Below are 25950 nucleotides of genomic sequence, written 5' to 3'. Positions count from 1 at the left end.
AGGAACGGTTATGAATGATAAAGTAGAGTTAAATGATAAGGTAAGTTCATTTAGTCCCAAAAAGATTCGTCGAATAAAAGAAAACCTAACGGCCTATTCATTTATCGCTCCTAATTTTATTGGATTTGCTATTTTTACACTAGGTCCTATTATTTTTGCTATTGTTCTGTCATTTTATAAATGGGATGGCAGTAATCCTATGGAGTTTATAGGAATTGATAATTTCACAAGAATGTGGAGTGACGTCAGAGTTCATGCTGCATTTTGGAATACATTAATTTATGCTGTGGGAACTGTTCCCTTAACAATGGGATTTGCTTTAGGATTAGCGATCTTGCTGAATCAGCAAATAAAAGGTAGAAACTTTTTTAGAACAGTGAGTTTCTTTCCTTATGTAGCATCATTAGTAGCGGTAGCTGCAGTATGGAACATGATTTTTAGTCCTGTAAATGGTCCAATTAATGAAATTTTAAAGTTATTAGGAGTACTGGATCCGCCAAGATGGGCAGCTGATAGTGATTGGGCTATGGTTACCGTTATATTCTTTAGTGTTTGGAAGCAAATGGGTTACTACATGGTTATTTTCCTGGCTGGTTTACAAGGAATTTCTTCCGAGCTATATGAGGCGGCAGACTTGGATGGAGCCAATAAATGGCAGCAATTTCTTAATGTAACTGTGCCTCAATTAAGACCTGTAACATTTTTTGTATTAATGATTTTAACTATCAATAGTTTTAAAGTATATGATATTGTCTATATGATTACCCAGGGAGGACCTGGTACATCGACATTGGTTTTAGTTTACGAAATTTATAATACTGCATTCAAAAATTGGGACCTCGGATATTCAAGTGCCATTTCCATGCTTTTGTTTGTAGTTGTGTTAGTGGTTACTGTCGTACAATTTAGAGGCGAAAAGAATTTCGCGAAAGAATAGAAGGGGAGGAAAACGATGAAAAAGAAAAATACACTGACAAGAATACTGATTTACATTGTATTGATTATTGTTGCTTTTACAATGTTATTCCCATTCTTATGGATGCTTTCCTCTTCCGTGAAATTGGATAAAGATATTTTTGCCTTTCCGATACAATGGATTCCAGAAAATCCAGTATGGAGTAATTACCGAGACATATGGACGAGGATTCCTTTGGCTACCTTTATTAAAAACACTGCAAAAATTACATTAATTGTGACATTTTTACAGTTATTGACGAGTAGTTTTGCTGCTTATGCTTTTTCAAAGCTTCATTTTAGAGGAAGAGATTTCTTGTTCATGGCATATATCGCAACAATCGCTGTTCCATGGCAAGCATATATGGTGCCCCAATTTATTATGATGAGAAGTTTTGGATTGAATAATACACATTTGGCGATTATTCTGTTGCAAGCTTTCTCAGCGTTTGGTGTATTCATGATGAGACAGTTCTACCAAGGCATTCCTGATTCATTAATTGAAGCAGCGAGAATCGATGGAATGAACGATTATCAGATATATGGAAGAATCATGGTTCCCTTATCAAAACCAGCAATCTCTACATTAACAATTTTTACTTTTGTTAATACATGGAATGATTTCTTAGGACCATTGCTTTATTTAACAAGAGACGAACTAAAAACGATTCAAATCGGCTTGCGTATGTTTATTACGCAATATTCAGCAGAGTATGGTTTAATTATGGCAGCATCTGTTGTTGTGTTGATACCAGTCCTGATTGTTTTCTTGTCCTTGCAAAAACATTTTGTTCAAGGTGTAGCAGCGACTGGAGTAAAAGGATAAGAAAGATAGAGGGGTGGCATTCAACGCGATGCCAGCTCTTCTTATAGACTAGGGGATTATAAGTTCAGCCATCAATGTCTAGCTCCCAAGTCCTGACCTAGTGAAAAAAAGATAAATTTGCCCCATTGCGCGCTTCGCTGCTCGCTAACGCATATCATTCGACTAACCCGCTGAAGCGTGAAGTCTCCTGACAATTCAGGGTCAAATTTCCTATTTTTTCATAGGCCAAGGCGGACTTGTCCGCTTTTCTTATAGACTAGGGGATTATAAGTTCAGCCATCAATGTCTAGCTTCCAAGTCCTGACCTAGTGAAAAAAAGATAAATTTGCCCCATTGCGCGCTTCGCTGCTCATTCAGGGTCAAATTTCCTATTTTTTCATAGGTCAAGGCGGACTTGTCCGCTTTTCTTATCATATTAAAGTCTAGCGGTTCAAGCCTGTCTTGCGGAAATTAGACAAAATGTATATCATTCGAGTATACCCGCTAAAGCAGGCTTGTCCGCTTTTCTTATATAAAAAATGATTTTGAAAGTTTTTCAAACTAGGAGAATATAATGAAGGAAAAAGTGTTTTTTAAAAGAATCGAGCATATATGGGAGTACTATAAAGTGCTGGTTATAGGAATTATCGGGGGAATCATATTACTTCTAATGCTTGATATTCCATCACTTATAGCAAAGCCAGAAACAATATGGGGCGCTTACTACGTAAATAGCACCTTAACTTCGGATGAAGCTCAAAATATAGTGGAAGATTTTCAAAAGGATTTTTTACAAGACAAAGATGAAAAACACGAATATATCTTTGATACAAATTTGACCTTTTCAATCGAACAAACTGCAGCAGGGGATTTTGACCAGATGGCGAAATTTACAGCACTAATTGCTGCAAAAGAATTGGACTTTATTATAGCGGAAGAGCCTATCTTAGAACATTACGCTTCTTTGGGAGGATTTATCCAATTAGATTTTCTTCTTTCTGAGGAAGAGAAAGAGAAGTGGGAGGAAGATTTTATTTATCTTGCTGGAGAAGATGGAATTGAAAGAGCATACGCGCTGGATTTGACTCATACAATCTTGAACTCGGGAATTAATTATAATGGAGAAAAAATACTTGGTTCGATTCCATTAAATTCAGAAGAAGCTGAAATTACTCAGCAATACATTCAATACTTATTAGTAACAAAATCAGAAGATTAAGAAAGGTTTGATAAAATGAAAAATCTATTCAAACTCGATCATCCTTTATGGAAAATGATGGCATTTTTATCTGACTGTATGATTCTCACCCTTATTTGGGTTGTATTTTCACTTCCTATTGTCACTATTGGTCCATCTCTGGTTGCACTCTTCTACGTAGGTGGAAAGCTAAATGATGATAGCGGGAAAGGAGTGATACGTGAATTTATAACGGCCTTTTTGGAGAAATTTAAAAAAAGTTTTTGGATGGGCGTTTTTCTTTTGCTTGGAAGCATTATTATAGGGATGGATTTGTGGTATTTTCATACACTGACTTCGGATATCGGCACATTTTTGCTTTTTGTATTTATCTTTCTAGGCATCATCTTTATCAGTAATATACTGTATGTCTTCCCTTTATTAGCAATAACGGCCCTGAATTTGAAGGAAATCATGAAAGTATCTTTTTACATGATGATGAAACATTTTAAATGGACCATGTTTATGCTGATTATTGATGGCACTCTTCTATTTGTAACAATTTATATTGCTCCCTATATTTCTTTCTTTACAATTGGAGCATTAGCTTATTTAAACATGAAGGTTCTATTAACACTACTTGAAGAAAATGATTATAGTCCATTAACTACTGTAAACAACTAGGAGGAATAAAGGAATGAAAGTTTTTGAGGTACGGGATGATTTTTATTTGAATGGAAAACCATTTAAAGTGATTTCTGGAAGTATTCATTATTTTAGGGTTGTACCCGAATATTGGCGAGACCGTTTAGAAAAGTTAAAAGGGATGGGATGTAATACTGTGGAGACCTATGTCCCTTGGAATATGCACGAACCGCAGGAAGGGAAGTACTGCTTCGAAGATCGATTCGATTTACGTTCTTTTATCCAAATCGCCCACTCTTTAGAACTGTACGTCATTTTACGTCCCTCACCTTATATTTGTGCTGAATGGGAATTTGGTGGATTGCCTTATTGGTTATTAAAGGATCAAGATATGAAGATTCGTTTTGATCATCCAGCCTTCATGGAGAAAGTAACACGTTATTTCGAGCACTTATTCCCACAAGTGGTGGATTTACAAATCGATCAAGATGGACCTATTATTATGATGCAAGTGGAGAATGAATATGGCGGTTACGCAAATGACAAGGCTTATTTGTACAAAATGGCAGAGTTGATGAAAGAGAATGGTGTGACCGTTCCGTTAGTTAGTTCGGATGGACCATGGGGAGACATGCTGGAAAATGGTTCAATACAAGATGTTGCCCTTGCAACAGTCAATTGTGGATCAAAAATTCCTGAGCATTTTCAACGGTTACGAAAATTCCACGGTAAGAAGCAACCTTTAATGGTGATGGAGTTTTGGATCGGTTGGTTTGATGCATGGGGAGATGAAGAGCACCATACAACAGATGTAGAGAGTGCTGCAAAAGAATTAGCTGCTATTTTAGAGGAAGGCCACGTAAATATTTACATGTTCCATGGCGGTACAAATTTTGCTTTTACAAACGGTGCAAATTATTATGAAAAATTAGCGCCAGACGTAACTTCTTATGATTATGATGCTTTGTTAACAGAATGGGGAGAAACCACACCGAAGTATCAGGCATTTAAAGAAGTGATAAAAAACCACGTTGATATCAAAGAAGTAGCATTAACGACAAATATCCAAAAGAAAGCTTATGGAAAACTAGAAATGAAGGAAAAAGTTTCTTTATTTAGTGTTTTGAATGATATTAGTGTACCTGTTCAAAATAATTATCCCTTGTCCATGGAAGAATTAGATCAAGCATATGGATACATTTATTATCAAAGCGAAATAGGGAAAGCACGTACAATTGAAGATTTTCGTCTGATTAACTGTATGGACAGAGCGCATGTGTTTTTAAATGAACAACCACTCTTTACAAAATATGACCACGAAATCAAAGAGAAAGAATCTTTTGAAATGAGCGAGCCCGAAAACGAGCTAGGTATCTTAGTTGAAAATATGGGACGAGTGAATTATTCCGTTCAAATGAATCACCAGCACAAAGGAATCAAGGATGGTGTCATCATCAATGGAGCCTTTCAAAGTGACTGGACACATTACTCCCTACCGCTAGACAATCTAGAAAAACTTGATTTTACAAAAGAATACAGGGAAGGGGCACCAAGTTTTTATCGTTTTACTTTTGAAGCTGATGATCTTGGAGATACTTTCTTGGATTTCACGGGATGGGGAAAAGGGGTGGCTTTCATAAATGGTTTTAATTTAGGCCGCTATTGGGAAGTAGGTCCACAAAAGAGACTTTACATCCCGGCTCCTTTACTAAAACAAGGGGAAAATGAAATCATTCTCTTTGAGACGGATGGAAAAGCTATTGACTCAATTACATTAACGGATGAACCGCAACTATAATCATAAAATAATGACCTTCGAGTTTGATTTGAAACTCGAAGGTCATTATTTATTCAAAATTGATACTTTGTCTGTTTAAAAATCAAGCCAATTTCACAGCTGTTCCGCTGCAAGTAACCATGATCATTCCGTTATCTGCACCGAGTGTTTCGTAGTCCATCTTTACTCCTACAACTGCATCTGCGCCTAATTCGAACGCACGTTGTTCCATTTCTTGAAGTGCTTGTTCTCGTGCGACCAAAATTTCATCTTCGTAGCCTTGCGAGCGGCCTCCAAAGAAATTACGCATGCCAGCACCAATATCTTTTAAAAAGTTAATACCTGAAATAACTTCTCCAAAAACAATTCCTTCATAGGAAGTGATGGTTTTTCCTTCAATGCTGCTTGTTGTTGTAATGATCATGAACGGTTCCTCCTTCAATAATTGATTTATTTTATAAAGATTATACCACCTTTTAGCCTGAAGCTGTAATCCAGAACCAAAATGAAATTAAATAAACAAACCGGCGTCTTCCATGTCTTTTCCGATATGTAACAGCCAATGTTCTTTTCCTTTTGGGGCAATGAACTGTACGCCTAGAGGAAGACCTTCTTTTGTTAAATGAACGGGCAGACTAATGGCCGGCTCTCCGCTTAGATTTGCTTGCATACCGAACGGCGTTACCGGCAGACTATCTCCAAACATATCCCAGACGATTTTTTGCTGTTCTTCTGTATTAAATTCATAAATGTGAGCCATTTTTTCCATTAAGGAATCCGATTGCCATTTTGTGCCAACTTTTGGAGCTGAATCTGCAGTCGCGGGAGTGAGGTATAAATCATAGCTTTCACGGAAACGAGCCATTATTTCTGCAGCTACATCCCATGATTTGATTGTATTAGAATAGGAAGCAGCGCTAATCTTTTTACCAGAATGATACATCACCCAAGTGACTAATTCCATATCCTCTACTGTAAAATCTCGACCCAGACTGCGTTCAATACCTTCCAAAACGGCTGTTGTCTCACCACAGTTCATGAGATAGTAACTTTCCATCAGATCAATGCCATCAATATCTGGCTCTTTTTCTTCTACAATATGTCCTTGTTCTTCTAACCACTTCACAGTTTTTAAAACAGCTCTTTTTGCTTCATCACTTACCGATGAACGAATAGGAGATTGTGTGGAGTAAGCGATACGGAATTTTTTTGTAGGATGGTTGGCCAATTCTTTTTGATAGCCAGAAGCAAATAACGGAACCTGAAAAGCAGCGGAAGCTTGGATAACTTGGAGAACATCCAGCATAGCTGCTGTGTCACGAACCGATTTTGTTAAAGCAAAATCAATGGAAGCTCCTTGCCACGCACGTCCTGATCCAGGTCCAATCGGTGTTCTGCCACGTGTTGGTTTTAGTCCGACGAGTCCAGTAAAAGAAGCTGGAATTCGTATAGAACCGCCACCATCACTCGCTCCGGCAAGAGGGACCATTCCTGATGCAACAGCTGCAGAAGATCCACCGCTAGAACCACCTGGAGAATAGGATTCATCCCATGGGTTCCTAGTAGGTCCATAGAGTTCGGGCTCAGTAATATTTTTAAAACCAAACTCAGGAGTGTTTGTTTGACCTAAGATAATAAATCCTGCGTCTAGTAATTTCTGGGTGTAATGGCTTGTTTGTGAGCTAATCACATTTTTAAATAATTTCGCACCAGATGTATTTGGCTCTCCAGCAAGAGATTGGCCCAAATCCTTTATAAGAATGGGAACGCCAGCGAATGGCTTATTAGAAAAATCTTTTGTCCTTGCTTCCTTTAATGCTTTTTCAAAACGATTATGAATGACCGCATTTATTGAAGGATTTTTTTCTTCAATCTGACGAATCGATTCTGTTACTACTTCTTCGGCAGAAGCTTGTTTTGAATGGATGAGATCAGCGAAATAAAGCCCATCCTCCTGTCGGTTTAATTTCATGAAAAATCATACTCCTTATCAAATGATGACTGTCTTTCATCAAGTATACCATTGATTTGGAAAAGCGCATTTTAGGAAAATTACCCTTAAATTTGATTGCTAAAGCATGTATTAAGTGTATAATACGCATAAGTGATAAAATTTTTTTATTATATATTGGGAGCGAAGAAGATGAAAAAGAAAAAATGGTTTTTGATTGGATTAGCATTACTCTTAGTAATTGTTGCAGTCGTATTTTTGCCGAGATTTTTTGGAGGCGAAGAAATAGATGAGCCGATTGCTGAAGAAGACCCATTTGGAATTGAGTATTATTATGTTCCGGCAATCGAACAGATTTTTGTTAATGGAATGGTGACACCAGAACAATCTCAAGAATTTTACCATGATAACACACTGGGAACGAGAAGTGATCTGGAAGTGGAGAATGGTCAAATTATTGAGGAAGGCACCGTTTTATATAGTTACACAAATGAAGAACTACAAAAAGAAATCACGCAATTATACAATGAGGCTGCTCGTTTAGAAACCAATCGCGCAAATACTGCCTATAAGCAACAACTAGCGATTGATCGTTGGTATGAGTTAAAAGAGGAAGAACGTACACAAACATTGGAAGAAATTACGATGGACTTTAACTTGTACGAATTGGATTCTCAAATCCAAGAAATTTACAATAATATCGCAACGATGGAAGAGAATGTTTATTCAGAGGTAGTTGCACCTTTCAAAGGAAAGATTGTTATTCCTGAAGAGAAAAAAGCAGAAGTTCCTTTGCTTAAATTAATTTCAGAGAATTTTTATGTGTCTGGAACTCTAAATGAGAAAGATTTAGAAAAAGTTGAAATTGGACAAGTAGCAGATATTACCGTCGTATCAAATGGATTCACTACTTTGGGAAAAGTTTCTTTTGTGGATACAACACCTTCTGCTGAAAATTCTGACCCTTACAGTGGAGTAGCTACCATGTCTGAATACCCAGTCAAACTCAGCTTTGATTCTTTGGAAAATATTGTAAATGGTTACCATGTGCAAGCGACGATTAATTTAGAAGAAAACCAAATCTTGATTCCAAAAGAAGCGATTCATCAAGAAGGAGAAGTTGAATATGTTCTAGTGAATGACTTTGGTTCTGTTGTTCGTCGCGTTATTAAAACCGGTGAAGAAACTTCAGAAGGTGTTCCTGTAACAAGCGGGCTGGAAGCGGAAGATGAGATTATTGTCTCATCTGAAGTAGAAATTCAAGAAGGCGATATACTGGATCCAACACTATTTGATATGGAAAATACTGGTGAGAATGGTCTCCTAGAGGAGGAATAGTCGTGCACACACCCGAACGGAAGAAAATAGTGGAACTAATCGATGTATCAAAAACTTTTGGCAGTAATGACTTAAAAAATACCGTTTTAAACAACGTAAACTTGACGATTTACGAAGGTGATTTTTTGATGGTTTTGGGGAAATCTGGTAGTGGGAAAACAACGCTCATGAATATTATTGGTTTTCTCGACCGGATTTCATCAGGCAGTTACTCTTTTTTGGGAGAGGACGTTTCCAAGTTAAATGAAAATAAAAAATCAGAAATAAGAAATCATCATTTTGGTTTTATTTTTCAACAATTTTTCTTGATTAATTCTTTGAATGTTATGCAGAATGTGGAGTTGCCCCTTATTTATGCAAGTAAAACAAATAAGCGTGAACGGAAGGAAGCGGCTGAAAAATACTTGGATTTAGTAGGGATTCCTGAGAAGTTAACTTCGAAAACAAAAGAACTGTCTGGTGGACAGCAGCAACGTGTTGCGATTGCTCGAGCACTTGTTAATGAACCGATTTTGATTATGGCGGATGAGCCTACTGGCGCGCTTGATTCAGAAACAGGAATTGGTGTAATGGAGCTGCTGAAAGAATTGAACAGTCATGGAAAAACAATTGTGATGGTAACCCATGATGAAGATTTATTAAAATATGCAACACGAGTGATTCGGATGCAAGATGGTAGCTTTATGGAAGAAGGTGCTTTGGTATGATCCGCAATATTATGATGAGCACCCTTTTAAGTTTAAGAGCCCACAAGTTAAGAGTATTTTTGACCATGGTGGGAATTATTATCGGTATTGCTTCTGTTGTTACGATTTCAGCGCTTGGAGAAGGTGTAAGACATGAGAGCATGCAGTTAGCCGATACAACTGAAGCAAATGTTATCACCATTCAACATATGATGAATATGACGGATGATAGCGGAATGTCCTATGTAGAAGATACTTTTTCTTTTAATAAAGCGGATATGCGAAGATTATCTCGTGTGGAAGGTGTTCAATCCGTCACTCCTAATTACGGTTCTTATGGAATGGCCGGAGATACGATCGATATGAACATTGACTATTTTGGAGCACAAGCGTACACGATGGCAACGCCGCATAAAAAAGAGAGTCCTATTTTATATGGACGAGATTTGAGAAACGATGATGCGAATAAAGATGTAATCGTGTTATCTCATGATGTAATTGATTATGGCATATCGGTAGAAGATCCGGAGACGTTGGTGGGGCAAGCTGTGAATATTAATGGCTATATGTTTGAAGTGATTGGAATAAAAGAGCCATACGTATGGGAAGATGAGATAATCAGCACAAGCAGCTATAGCTGGGAAGATGCAATGACAAGCGTTGTACCACAAGCAGCTTACAATAACTTAACTCGTTCCAAAGCAATTCAATCTTTAAAAGTTAAAGTTGCTGATGGATATAATCGGGAATTAGTCTCAATGGAACTAATGAATAACTTAATGGAATCCTATCCAGAAGATGAAGGAACATTTGAAGAAGATCGCAGTAATGAACAAATGATGGAAGAAGTGAATAATTACATTAATGGAATCATGACATTTTTAATTGCTATTACCGCTATTTCTTTGTTTGTCGGCGGCATTGGGGTAATGAACATTATGTATGTATCCGTTACTGAAAGGAAACGCGAAATTGGAATACGTCGTGCAATTGGCGCGAAACCAAGAATGATTCTCCTACAATTTTTACTAGAAGCTGCATTTATTACTTTCCTAGGCGGTATGATTGGTCTCTTACTAGGCTATGGAATTGCAACTTTAATTGGAATGATCATTAGTTTGCCAGTTTACCTCACACCTACCATTATGATACTATCTACATCTGTTTCAATTGGGACGGGATTGATTTTTGGAATTATCCCAGCTCTCAGCGCATCAAAAATGGATCCAATTAAGGCGATTTATCAATAAATATAAAAAAGTGAGACAAAGCTTAGTTTGGTTGGCTTTTGTATCAGAAAATCTTATAAAAACAAACATACACGACAGTCCACTTTGGATTGTCGTGATTTTTTCGTAAATAAATATGATACTATTGAAAAGATAAGAATACATAGTAGGAGAATGCACAGATGAATAAATTTAAAATTATTTGTACAACCGATATACATGGAACCATTTATCCTGTTGATTTTTCATCCAATCAGACAGTAGATTTTGGATTATCGCGTTTTGCAACGTATTTGGAAGAGCAGAGAGCAGAAAATGAAGTTCTTTTGATTGATAATGGAGACGTAAATCAAGGAAGTCCCTTCGTTACTTTTGCAAATAAAAACGAACCTATGAATATCATGGCAAAAGCATTGAACAAGCTCCAATATGATTTTGTGAATATTGGAAATCATGACTTTAATTTTGGCAGTGATTTTTTTATAAAGTATATAAATGAATTAGAAGGAACATCAATTGTAACAAATGTATTGTATAACGGAAAAACAATTGGTCAATCACAAGTTGTGACGCTACCAGAATATGATGTAAAAATTGGAATTGTGGGCGTCGTGACAGATTACATTTCTAACTGGGAAAAACCAGCTAATTTAACCGGTTTGACCATTTTGTCGGTTATGGAAACATTGAAGAAAGAAGTAGCTTCTTTGAAAGAAAAAGTTGATAAGATTGTTGTTTGTTATCATGGCGGTCTTGAAAGAAATCCTGAAACAGGAGAACCCACGGAAACATTAACGGGGGAAAATGTCGGCTATGAAATTGTAACAAAAATCCCCGGGATTGATCTACTTCTTTCTGGACATCAACATCGAAGTATCGTGACTCATATTGGCGACACCTTGGTGCTTCAAGCGGCAAATAATGTAAGAGAAGTCATGGAAGTCACCTATGATGCGGGGGTTTTTACTGGTAAATTAGTCCCCATGCATGAATACTCAAGTGACCAAACGTTTTTAGAATCATTTTCAGATGTATACAATCAGACTCAACATTGGTTGGATGAAAAGATTGGGCCGGGAGCAGAAGGATTATCTGTATCTGATATTATTGAAGTGCAAAAAGAACCGAATACATTTACACGCATGATTAATCAAGCACAACTAGCTTTTAGTGATGCAGATATTTCTTCCACCTCTTTATATGATTCTACAATTGGCTTTGCTGAAGAAATAACGTATCGTCAATTAGCAGCCAACTTTCCTTTCCCAAATACGCTCGTCTTAATGGAAATTACAGGAGCAATTTTGAAAGAGTATTTGGAATGGAATGCGAATTACTGGACGTTGGAGAATGATGAGATTGTTGTAAATCCGACTTACTTAGAACCAAAAAGACAGATTTATAATTATGATATTTTTGAAGGTATTGAATATACAATTAATGTTCAGAAGCCTTCAGGAGAGCGGATTGAAGATCTCACCTTTGAGAAAAAAATCGTTCAAGATCATGATGTTTTCCGAATCGTCATCAATAATTATCGTGCTTCAGGTGGAGGAGATTTTCATATGCTGAAGAAGGGAACTATTTTGAAAGAATATTCTGAAGAGATTATTGACGTCATGTATGATTTTCTAAAAAACACAGATTTAACGGATTTGAATAAGCAACAAACAGCCAACACAATGTTGACTAAATAGTTGTATGTTGGCTAATTGACTGGAATCGAAACATTTACAGGAAAAACACTTATAATTTACATTCAAGTCCTATAATATAAAGTATTGAAAATATATATTTTTGGAGGTATTACATTCTAATGAATAAATTTGGAAAAACAGTACTAGCAACTCTATCAGCAGCCATGTTATTTGGTTGTGGAAATGAGGGAAGCGAATCAGGCAACACAGAAAGCGGAGCAGCAAATACTACTGAGACTGGTAATAAAGAAATAGATAAATTAACAGTTGGTTTTGTTCCCTCTCGGGATCCAGAAGAGATTGTAACAGCTACAGAACCGCTAAAGGAAATGTTGCAAAGTGAATTAGCTGATCTTGGCTACGATATTGGTGAAGTTGATATTACTGTTGGAACCAACTATGAAGCTGTTGGGGAAGGTCTATCTGCTGGAACAATCGATATTGGATTAATTCCAGGAGGAACATATGTACTGTATGATGATGGTGCCGAAGTTATTTTAACGGCAACTCGTGATGGACTATCAAATGATTCAGATAATCCGAAAGATTGGAATGAAAATGAACCAACAGAACCTACTGCAGATCAAGCAGTTTCTTACCGTGCAATTATTATCGCAGGTCCAACAGAAAAAGGAAAAGAACTAGCTGCTAAAGTGAATAGTGGAGAAGAACTGACTTGGGAAGATTTGGATAGCGCGACTTGGAGCGTTATGTCATCCTCATCTCCAGCTGGATATATTTACCCAGCATTATGGTTAGATGAAAAATTTGGTAAAACAATCACTGATTTATCTCAAGCCGTTATTTCTGACTCATATGGTTCTGCATTTGCGCGTTTAGCTTCTGGTCAAGTAGATGTATTAGTTACATTTGCGGACGCAAGAAGAGACTATGAAGAACCATGGACGACTGAATACGGTATGACAAATTCAATTTGGGAAGATACTGATTTAATTGGGGTAACACCAGCAATTTACAATGATACCGTTAGTGTAAGCAGAACTTCTGAAAATATGAACGATGATTTAAAAGCTGCGATTCAAGAAGCATTTATCAACATTGGGAATACAGAGGAAGGCAAAGAAGTAATTGCAATCTATTCTCATAATGGTTACCAAAAAGCAACAGACGAAGATTATGAAAATGAAAGAAAAGCACAAGCTTTAGTACAAACTTTGTGGGCTGAGTAAGATAAATAGTTAAGAGAAGGGACCGGTGGTTTTCGGTCCCTTTTCTCCTGTTAGAAATATATGGAGGAAATGAAATGATTGAATTTGATAAGGTCAGTAAAATATATCCAAATGGCATGAAAGCATTGACAGATGTTTCGGTTAAGATCGAACAAGGTGAATTTGTAGCGATTATCGGCTTATCAGGATCTGGGAAATCCACTTTTATTCGTTGTATTAATAAAATGCATGATATTGAAGCGGGAAAACTTACCGTTAATGGTATTGATATTTCTAAATTAAAAGGCAAAGAAGTTCGTTCTTTTAGAAGAAATATCGGTATGATTTTCCAGTCATTTAATCTTGTTAAGAGAATCAGTGTGATTCGCAATGTTCTAACCGCTTTTGTACCTGACCTGCCGGATTGGCGTAAATTTTTGGGGATATTTCCAAATGAGAATAAAATTCAAGCTCTAGAAGCGCTTGATAATGTTCATATACTTGATAAAGCTTATACAAGAGTAGACCAGCTTTCAGGAGGACAGCAACAGCGTGTTGCTTTGGCACGGGCATTAGCACAAAATCCGCAAATTATTTTGGCAGATGAGCCGGTCGCTTCATTAGACCCTGTTACCTCCAAACAAGTTATGAGGGATTTTAAAGATATCAATCAAAAAAATAAAATTACCATTTTAATTAATATCCACGATGTTGACCTTGCTTTGGAATACTGTGATCGTGTAATCGGAATCAATAAAGGAAAAATTGTTTATGATGGTAAATCATCTGACATTACCCAAGATATTTTAGATCGTATTTATGATAATCCTTCTAGTTCTGCTGAAGTAGGGAGTGAAAGTCATGCAGCTGTTCAATAAAATATTTCCACCAAAAGAATTAGAATTAGCAAATGGTAAAAAAATAGCGAAACCGCGTTCAGTAACGCCGCTTGTCCTCCTATTGATTCTTATTTTCAGTTATTACTCGATTCAAATAACTGGTTTTAATTTCACTACCTTAATGAAACGCGGGAATCAGTTTTGGGTCATTCTAAATGATATGTTCCCGCCAAACTGGCATTATTTAAGTAATATTTGGAAGCCACTATTTGATACGATTAAAATGTCTTTATTTGGATCTGCTTTAGGAGCGATTGTTGCTTTACCTGTTGCCATTTTGGCATCACAGAATATTATGAATAATTATATTCTTACTTCTATTTTTAAATTCTTGCTAAGCGTCCTCAGAACATTGCCGACGCTCGTATCTGCCCTTGTTGCAACTTACATTTTTGGCCTTGGAACGATGGCCGGCACGGTGGCTATTTTCTTATTTTCTTTATCCTATGTAGGAAAACTACTCTACGAGCAAATCGAATCAGTTGACATGGGTGCTTTTGAAGCGATGGAATCAATTGGTTTTACGAAGTTCTATGCTTTCCGTTATGCTGTTCTTCCTGAAGTATTACCTTCCTATTTATCTACCAGTTTATTTAACTTTGAAGGGAATGTTCGTTATGCATCGATTCTTGGATACGTTGGTGCTGGTGGGATTGGAATGAGTCTGAACGAAAAGCTTGGTTGGAGAGATTACCCAAGCGTCGGAATGATTCTCATTGCATTGCTTGTTACGGTGTATATCATTGAAACCATCAGTGAATACTTCCGTAAAAAATTAAATTAGGAGGAACATCAGGTGAATCAATCACAAAGAGTTGAAGAACAGTTCGCTTTAGAACCAAGTAATCGTTTCTATAAGATAAGTTTATTTGTAATTGTTTTGTTCTTGATTTTCTGGTCTGCAACGTCCGTTAATTTTAACGGAATAGAAGAATCAAGTTTACAAGTTGCTCAAAGTATTATAAATGGTATCTTGCACCCAGATTTAGAATTTTTATTTAATTTTTCGAATTCAGGAGTCTTGTATCTCTTGTTTGAAACAATTTGTATCGCTTTTTTAGGTACAATTGTTGGGGCTGTTTTGGCAATACCATTTGCCTTTTTATCTTCTTATAAATTAATGCCAAAACCAGTCGCATACGTAGGGCGCTTATTAACAATGGCAGTCCGAACAATTCCATCCCTTGTCTATGGATTGATGTTCATACGAGTTTCTGGTCCAGGCCCATTTACAGGTGTTTTAACGATGTCTTTTATTTCAATTGGCATGGTTACCAAATTGTATATCGATGCTATTGAAAATTTAGATACTGATATTTTGGAATCAATGACGTCAATGGGATTAACAAAGTTTGAACAAATTTATTATGGAATTTTACCGCAATTATTTTCTTACTTCTTGTCGATTGTGATTTATCGCTTTGACATGAATCTGCGGGATGCTTCTGTATTAGGTTTGGTAGGAGCAGGGGGGATCGGAGCACCATTAATCTTCGCAATGAACTCCTATCGATGGAATGAAGTGGGATCAATCTTGATTGGGCTTGTGATCTTAGTATTAATTATAGAATTTTTCTCAAATAAAATTCGAGACCGTCTTGTAAAAGGATAAAAAACTTCTGACCGGAAATGATTCTGGTCAGAAGTTTTTTTTATTGTTATTAATATTCTTCTACTTCAATATCAACAACGATATTATCACGAGTTGCTTTTGAGTAAGGGCAGAAAGCATGGGCTTTATCTGCTAATTCCTTTGCAGTTTCCAATGATTGTCCCTCTACTGCTACTGTCAATACGACAGAAATTTTAAAACCATTGTCTGTTGGGTCTGAATTCAATGTAACGTCTGCGGTAACACGAGTTTTACCAGAAACATCTGATTCTTTCATTTTCAGTTCAAGTGCACCGTTATAGCATGCGCTGTATCCTAAAGCGAATAATTGTTCAGGATTTTGTCCTTCATCAGAACCACCTAATTTTTTGGGAGTAGTAATTTTAACAGAATAACTTCCATCTTTTAAATGGCTTTCTCCATCACGGCCACCAGTGTTGATTGCTGTTGTTGTATATAAAGCTTTTGATTCAGTCATTATTTATTCCTCCTATAGTTTCATTAATTTCAGACAATTTTTCCAATAGACTAAAATACCCAGTTTCATCAAAATTTAAAAGATCCAAACAAGAAGAAACTTTTCTAAGCAATTCGTCTTTTATTTCATTGGCATGATTGGTTAAATTTATCATCACTTTTCGTTCGTCTTCCGGATTACGAACTCTGGTGATATATCCAGCTGATTCCATTCTTTTTAACATAGGAGTGAGCGTACCACTGTCTAGTCCTAGTTTATTTCCTAGTTCTTGGATGCTGATATGGTCTTTCTCCCAAAGTGCTAGAAGTGCAATATATTGCGGATAGGATAAAGAATATGGATCTAGTACCGGCCGATAAAATTTAGTAAATTGCTTTGATAAATTATAAGCTGAAAAACATAACTGTTGATCTAGCTTAAATTGGTTTCCTTTCATTTGTTCCCTCCTAAATCAGTTGTGCACAATTTAATTGTACACCAAATAAAAAAGATGTCAAATAAAAAAGAAGTTTGTCTCAAAAGATAACTTCTTTTCTTTGTAGAGTAGGTGTTAAAAGTTGTCTTGTTACTGATATGCTTGAATGGCCAGCGTTATATCGGAAACAGATGTCTCAAGCAATTTTCTCTCATCTTTAGTTAACGGGAGTTCAATTTGCTGTTCTAGCCCTTTGCTGCCAATGACCGAAGGAGTGCTGAAGGCGACTTCGCCGTTATAGCCATATAATCCATCGATTGTCGCAGTGACGGGATAAACCATTTTTTCGTCCAATGCGATTGATTGAACGATTGAAGCTGTGACTTCAGCAATTGCGGTGTTTGTCCATCCTTTCCAAACGAAAACGTCGTTCGCTGTTTGGACAACTTCTTTAGTTAAGAAATCAGTGGACAAACGGTTTTCTACTGAGAGGATTTCGTCAGCCTGACTAAAAGGAATGCCGGCAATATTGACAGTAGAAAAAAGTGGAAAGGCAGTTGTTCCATGTTCGCCTATTACAAAACCGCTCACAAGGCGGCTGTCCAATTTGTAGTTATCTGCAATTATTTTTCTTAAACGGAATGTATCCAAAGCTGTTCCTGTTCCGAAAATCTTTCCTTTAGGATAATGATATTCATTTTCTGCAATATAAGTAATTGAATCTACAGGATTCGTAATAATGATAACAATAGCATCGTTTGTATAACGAGTAATTCCAGCCATTACTTCTCGAATTTGTTTTGCATTTTGTTTACCCCAGGCAGACCTTGGAGGCATCTTTCCATCTTCCGTCAATAATTCATCCACAGCAACAGCAATGACGATAATATCTGCATCAGCGCAATCTTCATAAGATCCTTTTGTAATGGAAGTATTTCCACGATAAAAAGCTGGAAGGGCATGACGATGATCCAAAGCCTCTCCTCGCGCGACGGTTTCTTCTTTATCAATAATTGTTATTTCTGAAAAAAGATTTAAATAGTTACAGCTTGTAATCACTTGTGAGCCAACATGGCCTGCACCAACGACAACTAATTTATTCTTGTGCATTCTTTTTCCTCCTAAAACGATTTATTGTTATTGTAATGGAAATATAGTGAAAAGAGAAAACATTTATTATCAAAAAAGGATATTGAAAACATGAAAATCGGTATTATGATGGATACATTGCACTACTAAAAAAATACTAGACAACCATTCTATGATTTTTTCTACATAAGGATTCAACGATACGGTACAATATAAGTATAAAAACAGTGGGATTTACTTATATAGTGAGGGATGCAGATGAGTTATAGAATTGGCGTGGATATTGGCACAACTAGCTTGAAAGCGGTGTTGTATGATGACCAAGTACGAGTTGTTGATGCAGCAAGCGCTTCGTATAAAACGTGTTACCCTGAACCGGGGAGAGCAGAACAAGATCCAAAAGATATTTTTCAAGCATTTCAACAAGCAATTTTAGAAATTGTTTCAAAAAAACCGCGCGTGAAAATTTCGGAATTAATGTTTTCCAGTGCGATGCATAGTATAATCGCCGTCAGTAAAGACGGAAGTCCGCTTACAAATTGTATTCTTTGGTCGGATAATCGTGCCGTTAATCATATAGAAAATTTTAAAAAAGAAGAAAACTGGCGAGAGTTTTATCAAAAAACAGGTACGCCCATTCATTCAATGAGCCCGTTTGCTAAATTATTATGGATGAAACAAGAAACGAACTTACTGGCAGATACTTATAAATTTATCGGAATAAAAGAATATTTGTTTTGGCGAATATGCGAGACTTATGTAGTGGATTATTCCATTGCATCTGCGACTGGGCTGTTTGATTTAGAAAATTTAACATGGGATAAAGAAATATTGCAATTTCTATCGCTTCACAAGAACCAATTATCCAAACCAGTATCCGTAACAGCTGATTTTTCTTTTAAAGATAAAGAGACTGCTGAGTCATTTGGACTAACGGAAGAAACGAAATTAATTGTGGGTGCAAGTGATGGTTGTTTAGCGAACTTGGGAAGTGGGGCAGTCAACCAAGGAGATGCAGCACTTACTATCGGAACAAGCGGTGCAATTCGGATGACAGTAGATAAACCGCTATTAGATAGAGATGGAAGAACTTTTTGTTATTATTTGTCGGAAGGAAAGTGGGTAATTGGCGGAGCAGTAAATAATGGTGGAAATGTCATTCAGTGGTTAAATTCACTATTATTTATGGAAGAAAATCGTTTGTTTTCTGAGTTGCCTCAAATAATCCGTGAAACAAAAGCTGGTTCGAATGGATTATTATTTTTCCCCTATTTAAATGGGGAAAGAGCGCCTTTTTGGGATGGGAAAATGCTGGGGAGTTACCAGGGATTAGGAATTTACCATAAGAAAGCAGATATAGTTCGTGCAACGATAGAAGGAGTTCTTTTCAATTTAGCAGAAGTCTTGTTTTTAATAGAGAGCATCGCAGGAGAAAGTCCACGGATTCTTGCTTCAGGTGGATTTCTACAATCAAAAGATTGGACACAACTTGCAGTGGATATTTTTGGAAAAACATTTATTATTCCGGAGGATGCTGAAAGCAGCTGCTTAGGAGCTGTTTTACTAGTTGCTGGTTCTGAGCGTAAAATCAACCAATCGAATAAAGTAGAACCGAACGCAGAAAATAAAGCTGCCTATCAAAGGCTAATGAAAAAATACTATTGGTATAGTCAAAAACTTTATTCTTTGCATATCGAACAACAAAAAATGGAAGCTAATTTTTCTGCCAATTCCTAATAACATGGTAAAATAAGAGAAAGGGGTGTAAATAATGACAATGAAAGAACAAATTAACAAAGATTTTATCCAAGCTCGAAAAAACAAAGAAACTTTGAAAATTGATGTTTTACGAATTATCAAATCACATTTTGATGCTTATAAGATTGATAATGGACGTGACATGGATGAAACGGAAGAAATCAATTATTTACTAAAAGAGCAAAAACAAACGGAAGAAGCAATTAGCTTTGCTGAAGAAGCGAAACGCGCTGATTTGATTGAAGAGAATCAAGAAAAGCTGAAAATCATTAGCGCATACTTACCACAGATGATGACAAAAGAAGAAATTCATACCTATTTATCTGAAAAAGGTATTTCAGAAATGGCAATGAAAGATGCTATGAAAATTTCAATGAGTGAACTAGATGGTAAAGCAGACAAAAAAGTCATCTCACAAGTTGTCAGAGAATTACTTGGAAAATAATGGCTCTCTGTTTTTTAGTGTTGGCAGAATTGTAAAAGTATCATTTTGAAATTTCTTTTGAGGCACCAACACGATAAATGATAGAGCCAAAATAACAAAAACGAGTTAGGGTAAAAATGTCCTAACTCGTTTTTATCTATAAAGCATTGTGGTGCCCATCTTTCTATCTTAAAATTCCTCATATTCCGCTGGATCTTGATTAGCAATCCTTCCATCATCTTTTGTTAAGGAATGAAGGACAGCCATATCATCCTCTGATAACTCAAAATCAAAAATATCCCTATTTTCAATTTGATGGGCAGAAGAAGAGGAACGTGGAATGGGGATTGAGCCGAGTTGGATGTGCCAACGTAAGATAATCTGTGTAATTGATTTCCCGTAGCGATTCGCAATTTGATTGATTTGTTCATTGGTTAATAGGTCACCAGCTAATTTTCTTCCAACAGGACTCCAAGATTCAACTTGAATCCCTTTTTCTAGACACCAATTCAATGTATCCATATTATTAAAGTAAGGATGTAGTTCAATTTGATTGATACTTGGCAATACACCAGTTTCTTTTTCTAGAATTTCAATATGTTCCGGCAAGAAGTTTGAAACTCCGATTGAACGGAGGAGGCCCCATTTTTGAGCATCAACAAGAGCCTGCCAAGCTTCCACAAATTTCCCTTGTTTGGGGTTCGGCCAATGAATCAAATAAAGATCATAATAATCTAAATTTGCCCGATAAAGTGATTCTTGTATTGTGAAAATGGCCTTATCATATTCGTGATAACGTCCAGGAAGTTTTGAAGTGACAATAATTTCATCTCGTGAAACTGGACTATTTTCAATTGCTTTTCCTACAGTAGCTTCATTTTCATAGTTATAAGCGGAATCGATGAGACGATAGCCATTTTTTAGCGCACTAGAAATGACTTGGACACCTTTAGCTCCCTTAAAGCTTACCGTTCCAAAACCAATCTTTGGAATAATCAGTCCATCATTCAGTGTGGTAGTAGGTATTTGTAGTGACATTTCCATTCCTCCGCATCATATTTTGGTTATAGTCTACCATTGAAAGAATAGCTAGTCATCGAAAAACCCTCAGCAGTTGGAGAAAATAATTCTTTTATTCATGATTTATTTGGGAAGGATAATATTAAAATAGAATAAAAATATAAAAAAACAATGGACATTTATTTCTGCTTTCCTTTATAGTGAGAAAGATTATTATGAAAATCAGGTAGGTGGAATGGATGTTAAGAAAAGCAAAGCTTAATGATTTAGAAGCGAAAATGTTTATTATTAAAGACGCTAAAGCAAGTCTCAATCAATTAGGTATAAACATGTGGTCTGAAAATTACCCAAATAAGCAGGAAATTATAGATGATATTAAAAATGAAAATGCATATGTATATTGCATAAACAATAAAGTTGTTGCGACTTTTTCCTTGTTTTATGGAGAAGATCCTATTTATGAAAAAATTAAATCTGGTACATGGTCATCCAATCAACCCTATGGAATTATAAAGAGAATAGCAATCGCTCATGAAGAACGAGGCAAGAATATTTTTGGTGAAATAATTGAAAATATTGCTCTCATCAGTATTGTGAAAGGATTCAGCAGTCTCCGTCTTGATACCCATCCCGATAACCAGATGATGAGAGGAGCTTTAGAAAAAAATGGCTTCCATTTTGTCGGAGAACTACACACGGATCAAATTTGGTCTGCCTACGAACTTGTATTAACAGATTATCCAACGAGACTTCAAAAAGCGAGTTTGAGTGATATTCCTTTGATCATGAGAACCATTGATGATGCGAAAGAAAATTTAAAGAAAGCGGGCATTGATCAATGGCAAACAGGATATCCGAATGAAGAAACGGCTAAAAAAGATATCCTGAACGAAAATAGTTATTTGTATTATGAAAACAATGAATTTGTTGGAGTAGTAGCTCTGTTATTTGGAGAAGATCCGCTTTATAAAGAGATAGAAGATGGCGCTTGGAAAACAGAGATGCCTTATTGTTCCATTCATCGTGTTGCTGTTGCACAGGGGCATTTAGGAAAAGGAATAATGGGCCGTATATTCGAGCATACACAAACGATAGCGACAGCGAATAATTATCATAGTATTCGAATCGACACGCATCCTGATAATAAAAGCATGCAGCGTGCACTCGAAAAAGCATCATTCGAATATTGTGGCCATATTTATTTAGATAATGGCGGCTTGCGTTATGCATACGAGAAACCATTCAACATTGAAAGCATTAATTTTTTGTTAGATGTATGAAGCAGAAAATAACAGCAGAATAAAATGAAAGTAAGAAAAGTTGAGGATAATTGTCTCAGCTTTTTCTTTTTATTTCTGCGAGTATGTAAGTGGTGTGCTATAATTTAGGGAATGAGAACTTTTTGGGGGTTTTGTTCAAGTTATGAAATGGGAATTGCTAAGTGAAGCGCAAATAAGTGAAGAAGCATCATCTGATTCAGTTATTCGTCTCGGAAAAAACATTTTCCGTAAGAATGAGATTAAGAACATTATCGTGAATGAAGAACGGGACTTCTTAGAGGTCTATGCCGTTGTGAGCAATGCTTACCGAACAGAATTAATGATTAATGAAAATCATCAATATCTATCTTATAATTGTACCTGCCCGAAACACATGGAAAGTTTTACAGCATGTAAACACATCGTTGCTACGATGTATAAATACAATGAACTCATAAAAGAAGCAAAAGAAGCTGGGGGATTTGCCGGGAGTAAACAAGATCAAACTTCTGGAAATCATCCAAGAAAGTATTTTGCAGCTCAATATATAATGGATCATATGTCCGATTTTTTAGATGCACAAACAGGTTTTAGAGGAAGAGAGAAATTAACATTTGAGTATCATTTCGCTTTTAAATCGCTTGAAAACGAAGATGAAAGTTCCGTACGTGTGAAAGTGGGAGTTGATAAACTTTACCAAGTAAAGGACATTGAACAAATCTCGCTTTCCTTATTAAGAGAACAGCCGATGGTCTTTGGGAAAGAATTCAGCTTTGATCCAGCCGAACACTATATAGGATCAAAAGATCGTGAAATGTTATATTATTTGTTAGAGTTAAAAAATTACCAATTTCAACATCAAATGTACCATCAGTACAGCAACGGGAATAAGAGTGAGATCGAAATTCAGCCTGTTCTAATAAAAGAAACACTACAAAAAATACTACAAATGGAACACTATAAAATCAAGCAAGGACATCGAGATAGTGATCAGAAAAGCTTTGTTAATCCCATATTATTTGATGAGGGAGAAGTACTTTTACCGATCCCGTTTCAAATTAGAGAGTTAGCAAATGAGCCGGATCACTTTCAATTTTCACTTGTGGAGCCAGAAAAAAACATGTTCTATTTGTTTCCCTTGCAAAAGGTTATGATTAAAGAAAATGACTTTTTCTTTTTAACCGATGAAGAGATTCGTATTTTGAATATTGTTGCAAATGCTTTTTCTGATAATAGTGAACATCAAGTGGTTATTCCAAAAAAAATGATGAAAGATTTCTTGATGACTTCGGTTCCATCCATTGCGAAAAGATTTCCAATTACCATTTCGGAGCAAGTGAAAGAAAATTATCAACAAGAACCACTTATTCCAAAAATGTATTTGGATTGGTCAGACGACAAGCTATGGGTCAACCTTGAATTTCACTATGGACCGAACACATATAATCCAACGACCTTTTTTATGGAAGAAGAATCTCTACCTGAATCAATGGTGTTAGATTTAGAAGGTGAAGGAAAAGTTTTAAACTCCTTCTATTCTTTCGATTTTGCCTTTGAGTTTGAAGATAAAAAAATGGTTTTGGTAGATTTTGATGAAGTATATCGCTTTCTATATGATGCACTTCCTGAGTTCAGCCAACTAATGGAAATTTACACAACCAGTTCTTTTGATCAACTGCTCTACGAATCGCCCGTACATCCACAATTAGTTGTTGGTATGGATTCCTCTACAAACCTCTTACAGGTAACGTTTGATATGGATGGGATCGCAGAGAGTGATTTAAAGAAAATCATGCAAGACTTGATTGCAAATAAAAAATATCGCCGCTTGTCAAATGGAAAAATAATCAATCTACAAGATCAAATTTTTCATGAATACCAAGATATCCTGCAAAAAATGGATATAAAAGCTAGTAAAGTAAAAAGAGAAATGGAATTGCCGCTCCATAAAATCTTTTCAATTGATGAAGAAGTTCTGAAACGATCAGAGTTAAAAAATTCAATTAAAGATTTTCTAAACCGAATCAGTTCGATAAATGAAGAAGAGTATACTTTACCAGAAGCAATGGTGGGTAATTTGCGTCCCTATCAAGTAGAAGGTTTCCAATGGTTAAAAACGTTGGATGAGTTTGGATTTGGAGGCATACTTGCGGATGACATGGGATTAGGTAAAACCATTCAAGCATTGACTTTTATTGCCTCTACTTTAGAAAAACAATCTAAACCAATATTGGTTATTTGTCCGTCCAGTGTATTATTTAATTGGCAAAAAGAAAGTAATCAGTTTATACCAGGCGTTGAGACAGTCTTAATAACAGGTACAAAAGAAGAACGTCAAAAGCAAATTGAAAAAGCAAAAGAAGATAAAATTAAATTATGGATTACCTCCTATCCGGTATTGATTCGAGATGCAGAGTTATACGAAGATACGGAGTTCAGGACGGTTATTTTGGATGAAGCGCAAATTGTAAAAAATAATACAGCAAAAACGACAAAAGCAGTTCGACAATTACGTTCTTTTAATAAATTTGCACTAAGTGGAACGCCTTTGGAAAACCAACTAGGAGAATTGTATTCCATCTTCTCCGTTGTTGTTCCGGGACTCTTAGGAACAAAGAAATCTTTTAAAGCGATGGAATTAGCAGAAATTAATCGTAAAATTAGTCCGTTTATTCTCCGTCGATTAAAACGAAATGTTTTGAAAGAACTTCCGGATAAAATAGAAACCATTGAATATATCGACTTTTCTGAGGAACAGAAATCGATTTATTTATCTCAATTATCTTTAGTTCGAAGCGAAGCTAATTCTATCATTGAACAAGATCGATTAGGTGAAAACCGAATTAAGATATTAGCTGGTTTGACAAGATTAAGGCAGATTTGCTGTGATCCACGATTAGTGATGCCTGATTTCAATGGAGGATCTGCAAAATTAGAACGATTATTAGAGTATCTAGAACTCGCAAAAGAAAACGGAAATCGAGTGGTGCTATTCTCTCAATTTACTCAAATGCTTGCTATTATCCAGGAAGAGTTAATTAAAAGAGAATATGACTATTTTTACCTTGATGGAAAAACGCCAAACGAAGACCGTTTAGCATTAACAACTCGTTTTAATGAAGGTGAGAAAGATCTGTTCTTAATATCCTTAAAAGCTGGTGGAACAGGATTAAACTTAACTGGTGGAGATACAGTGATTCTATACGACAGCTGGTGGAATCCAGCAGTTGAAAGCCAAGCGACAGACCGCGTACATAGATACGGTCAAAAGAATGTCGTTCAAGTGATTCGTATGATTTGCGCCGGAACAATTGAAGAGCGAATCAGCGAATTACAAGACAAAAAGCGAGAATTGATTGATCAAGTGATTTCTGATGAAAAGAAATCAATCACCTCCTTAAGCAAAGAAGAAATTTTAGAATTATTAAGCGAATAAGAACAACGAGAAGTCGATTTCGGATGTCAAACAATAAAAAACTAGGCGCTTTTGCCTAGTTTTTTTGTTTGGAAGCTTGACAAAAAAGCAGATTATCAGCATGCTATAAAAAACAAAATATCTTAAGACGAG

23 protein-coding genes are annotated in these 25950 nt (G+C 36.1%); 17 read left to right on the top strand and 6 right to left on the bottom strand.

Annotated elements, in window-relative coordinates:
- Nucleotides 1–10: 10 nt before the first annotated feature.
- The 5 genes from EJN90_RS01855 to EJN90_RS01835 all read left to right on the top strand — a co-directional run bounded on the left by EJN90_RS01855 (nucleotide 11) and on the right by EJN90_RS01835 (nucleotide 5379).
- Nucleotides 11–937: a carbohydrate ABC transporter permease gene (locus tag EJN90_RS01855; RefSeq protein WP_126108607.1), complete on the top strand. Its 927-nt coding sequence runs from the start codon at nucleotides 11–13 to the stop codon at nucleotides 935–937.
- 15 nt (nucleotides 938–952) lie between these two features.
- Nucleotides 953–1780 (top strand): carbohydrate ABC transporter permease, encoded by an 828-nt coding sequence (locus EJN90_RS01850; protein WP_126108606.1) that lies wholly within the window; start codon nucleotides 953–955, stop codon nucleotides 1778–1780.
- Between the two features lie 553 nt (nucleotides 1781–2333).
- On the top strand, nucleotides 2334–2978 hold the full coding sequence (locus tag EJN90_RS01845; RefSeq protein ID WP_126108605.1) for a hypothetical protein: 645 nt from the start codon (nucleotides 2334–2336) through the stop codon (nucleotides 2976–2978).
- A gap of 15 nt (nucleotides 2979–2993) precedes the next feature.
- Nucleotides 2994–3620 carry a YesL family protein gene (locus EJN90_RS01840; RefSeq protein ID WP_126108604.1) on the top strand — a complete coding sequence of 209 codons (627 nt, stop codon included), beginning with the start codon at nucleotides 2994–2996 and terminating at the stop codon, nucleotides 3618–3620.
- A 13-nt stretch (nucleotides 3621–3633) separates the two neighbouring features.
- A complete protein-coding gene (locus EJN90_RS01835) occupies nucleotides 3634–5379 on the top strand; it encodes a glycoside hydrolase family 35 protein (RefSeq protein ID WP_126108603.1) in 1746 nt (581 codons plus the stop codon).
- Between the two features lie 82 nt (nucleotides 5380–5461).
- Here EJN90_RS01835 and EJN90_RS01830 read toward each other — a convergent pair whose 3' ends face one another.
- Both EJN90_RS01830 and EJN90_RS01825 read right to left on the bottom strand, forming a co-directional pair.
- A complete protein-coding gene (locus EJN90_RS01830) occupies nucleotides 5462–5782 on the bottom strand; it encodes a putative heavy metal-binding protein (protein WP_126108602.1) in 321 nt (106 codons plus the stop codon).
- An 87-nt stretch (nucleotides 5783–5869) separates the two neighbouring features.
- Nucleotides 5870–7330: an amidase gene (locus EJN90_RS01825; protein ID WP_126108601.1), complete on the bottom strand. Its 1461-nt coding sequence runs from the start codon at nucleotides 7328–7330 to the stop codon at nucleotides 5870–5872.
- A 171-nt stretch (nucleotides 7331–7501) separates the two neighbouring features.
- On the opposite strand from EJN90_RS01825, the gene EJN90_RS01820 reads away from it, so the two are divergent.
- From EJN90_RS01820 to phnE (EJN90_RS01785), 8 genes are all read left to right on the top strand, one after another.
- A complete protein-coding gene (locus EJN90_RS01820) occupies nucleotides 7502–8647 on the top strand; it encodes an efflux RND transporter periplasmic adaptor subunit (RefSeq protein ID WP_126108600.1) in 1146 nt (381 codons plus the stop codon).
- A 2-nt stretch (nucleotides 8648–8649) separates the two neighbouring features.
- Nucleotides 8650–9354 carry an ABC transporter ATP-binding protein gene (locus tag EJN90_RS01815; RefSeq protein WP_407657511.1) on the top strand — a complete coding sequence of 235 codons (705 nt, stop codon included), beginning with the start codon at nucleotides 8650–8652 and terminating at the stop codon, nucleotides 9352–9354.
- Nucleotides 9351–10583 (top strand): ABC transporter permease, encoded by a 1233-nt coding sequence (locus tag EJN90_RS01810; protein ID WP_126108598.1) that lies wholly within the window; start codon nucleotides 9351–9353, stop codon nucleotides 10581–10583. The genes EJN90_RS01815 and EJN90_RS01810 overlap by 4 nt, the downstream gene beginning before the upstream one ends.
- A gap of 161 nt (nucleotides 10584–10744) precedes the next feature.
- Entirely contained in the window at nucleotides 10745–12259 is a 1515-nt protein-coding gene (locus EJN90_RS01805; protein ID WP_126108597.1) for a bifunctional metallophosphatase/5'-nucleotidase, read from the top strand.
- A 119-nt stretch (nucleotides 12260–12378) separates the two neighbouring features.
- On the top strand, nucleotides 12379–13449 hold the full coding sequence (locus tag EJN90_RS01800; RefSeq protein WP_126108596.1) for a phosphate/phosphite/phosphonate ABC transporter substrate-binding protein: 1071 nt from the start codon (nucleotides 12379–12381) through the stop codon (nucleotides 13447–13449).
- Between the two features lie 74 nt (nucleotides 13450–13523).
- The gene (phnC, locus tag EJN90_RS01795; protein ID WP_126108595.1) at nucleotides 13524–14306 is read left to right on the top strand and encodes a phosphonate ABC transporter ATP-binding protein; all 783 of its coding nucleotides are present in this window, start codon (nucleotides 13524–13526) and stop codon (nucleotides 14304–14306) included.
- Complete coding sequence (gene phnE / locus EJN90_RS01790) at nucleotides 14290–15111, top strand: phosphonate ABC transporter, permease protein PhnE (RefSeq protein WP_126108594.1); 822 nt, start codon at nucleotides 14290–14292, stop codon at nucleotides 15109–15111. The genes phnC and phnE (EJN90_RS01790) overlap by 17 nt, the downstream gene beginning before the upstream one ends.
- Before the next feature lie 12 nt (nucleotides 15112–15123).
- Nucleotides 15124–15939 (top strand): phosphonate ABC transporter, permease protein PhnE, encoded by an 816-nt coding sequence (gene phnE, locus EJN90_RS01785; RefSeq protein WP_126108593.1) that lies wholly within the window; start codon nucleotides 15124–15126, stop codon nucleotides 15937–15939.
- A gap of 49 nt (nucleotides 15940–15988) precedes the next feature.
- Here the strand turns inward: phnE (EJN90_RS01785) and EJN90_RS01780 are convergent, their stop codons facing one another.
- From EJN90_RS01780 to EJN90_RS01770, 3 genes are all read right to left on the bottom strand, one after another.
- A complete protein-coding gene (locus EJN90_RS01780; protein ID WP_126108592.1) occupies nucleotides 15989–16417 on the bottom strand; it encodes an organic hydroperoxide resistance protein in 429 nt (142 codons plus the stop codon).
- The gene (locus EJN90_RS01775; protein ID WP_126108591.1) at nucleotides 16410–16853 is read right to left on the bottom strand and encodes a MarR family winged helix-turn-helix transcriptional regulator; all 444 of its coding nucleotides are present in this window, start codon (nucleotides 16851–16853) and stop codon (nucleotides 16410–16412) included. The genes EJN90_RS01780 and EJN90_RS01775 overlap by 8 nt, the downstream gene beginning before the upstream one ends.
- Nucleotides 16854–16982: 129 nt before the next feature.
- The gene (locus EJN90_RS01770) at nucleotides 16983–17942 is read right to left on the bottom strand and encodes a lactate/malate family dehydrogenase (RefSeq protein ID WP_126108590.1); all 960 of its coding nucleotides are present in this window, start codon (nucleotides 17940–17942) and stop codon (nucleotides 16983–16985) included.
- 237 nt (nucleotides 17943–18179) lie between these two features.
- Between EJN90_RS01770 and EJN90_RS01765 the strand changes: the two genes are divergently transcribed.
- Both EJN90_RS01765 and EJN90_RS01760 read left to right on the top strand, forming a co-directional pair.
- Nucleotides 18180–19658 carry a gluconokinase gene (locus tag EJN90_RS01765; RefSeq protein WP_164543969.1) on the top strand — a complete coding sequence of 493 codons (1479 nt, stop codon included), beginning with the start codon at nucleotides 18180–18182 and terminating at the stop codon, nucleotides 19656–19658.
- Nucleotides 19659–19692: 34 nt separating this feature from the next.
- Nucleotides 19693–20124, top strand: a complete 432-nt coding sequence (locus tag EJN90_RS01760) for a GatB/YqeY domain-containing protein (protein WP_126108588.1) — start codon at nucleotides 19693–19695, stop codon at nucleotides 20122–20124.
- Between the two features lie 168 nt (nucleotides 20125–20292).
- Here the strand turns inward: EJN90_RS01760 and EJN90_RS01755 are convergent, their stop codons facing one another.
- Nucleotides 20293–21129 (bottom strand): aldo/keto reductase, encoded by an 837-nt coding sequence (locus EJN90_RS01755; RefSeq protein WP_407657532.1) that lies wholly within the window; start codon nucleotides 21127–21129, stop codon nucleotides 20293–20295.
- A 233-nt stretch (nucleotides 21130–21362) separates the two neighbouring features.
- On the opposite strand from EJN90_RS01755, the gene EJN90_RS01750 reads away from it, so the two are divergent.
- Nucleotides 21363–22403 carry a GNAT family N-acetyltransferase gene (locus EJN90_RS01750; RefSeq protein WP_126108586.1) on the top strand — a complete coding sequence of 347 codons (1041 nt, stop codon included), beginning with the start codon at nucleotides 21363–21365 and terminating at the stop codon, nucleotides 22401–22403.
- A gap of 142 nt (nucleotides 22404–22545) precedes the next feature.
- Nucleotides 22546–25818, top strand: coding sequence for an SNF2 helicase associated domain-containing protein (locus EJN90_RS01745; RefSeq protein WP_126108585.1), 3273 nt, complete (start codon nucleotides 22546–22548; stop codon nucleotides 25816–25818).
- The last annotated feature ends 132 nt before the right edge of the window (nucleotides 25819–25950 follow it).

This window comes from Jeotgalibaca ciconiae, from assembly GCF_003955755.1.
Classification (GTDB): Bacteria; Bacillota; Bacilli; order Lactobacillales; family Aerococcaceae; genus Jeotgalibaca; species Jeotgalibaca ciconiae.
The sequence above is the reverse complement of the archived record's forward strand: the minus strand, read 5'-3'. Positions and strand labels throughout refer to the sequence as shown.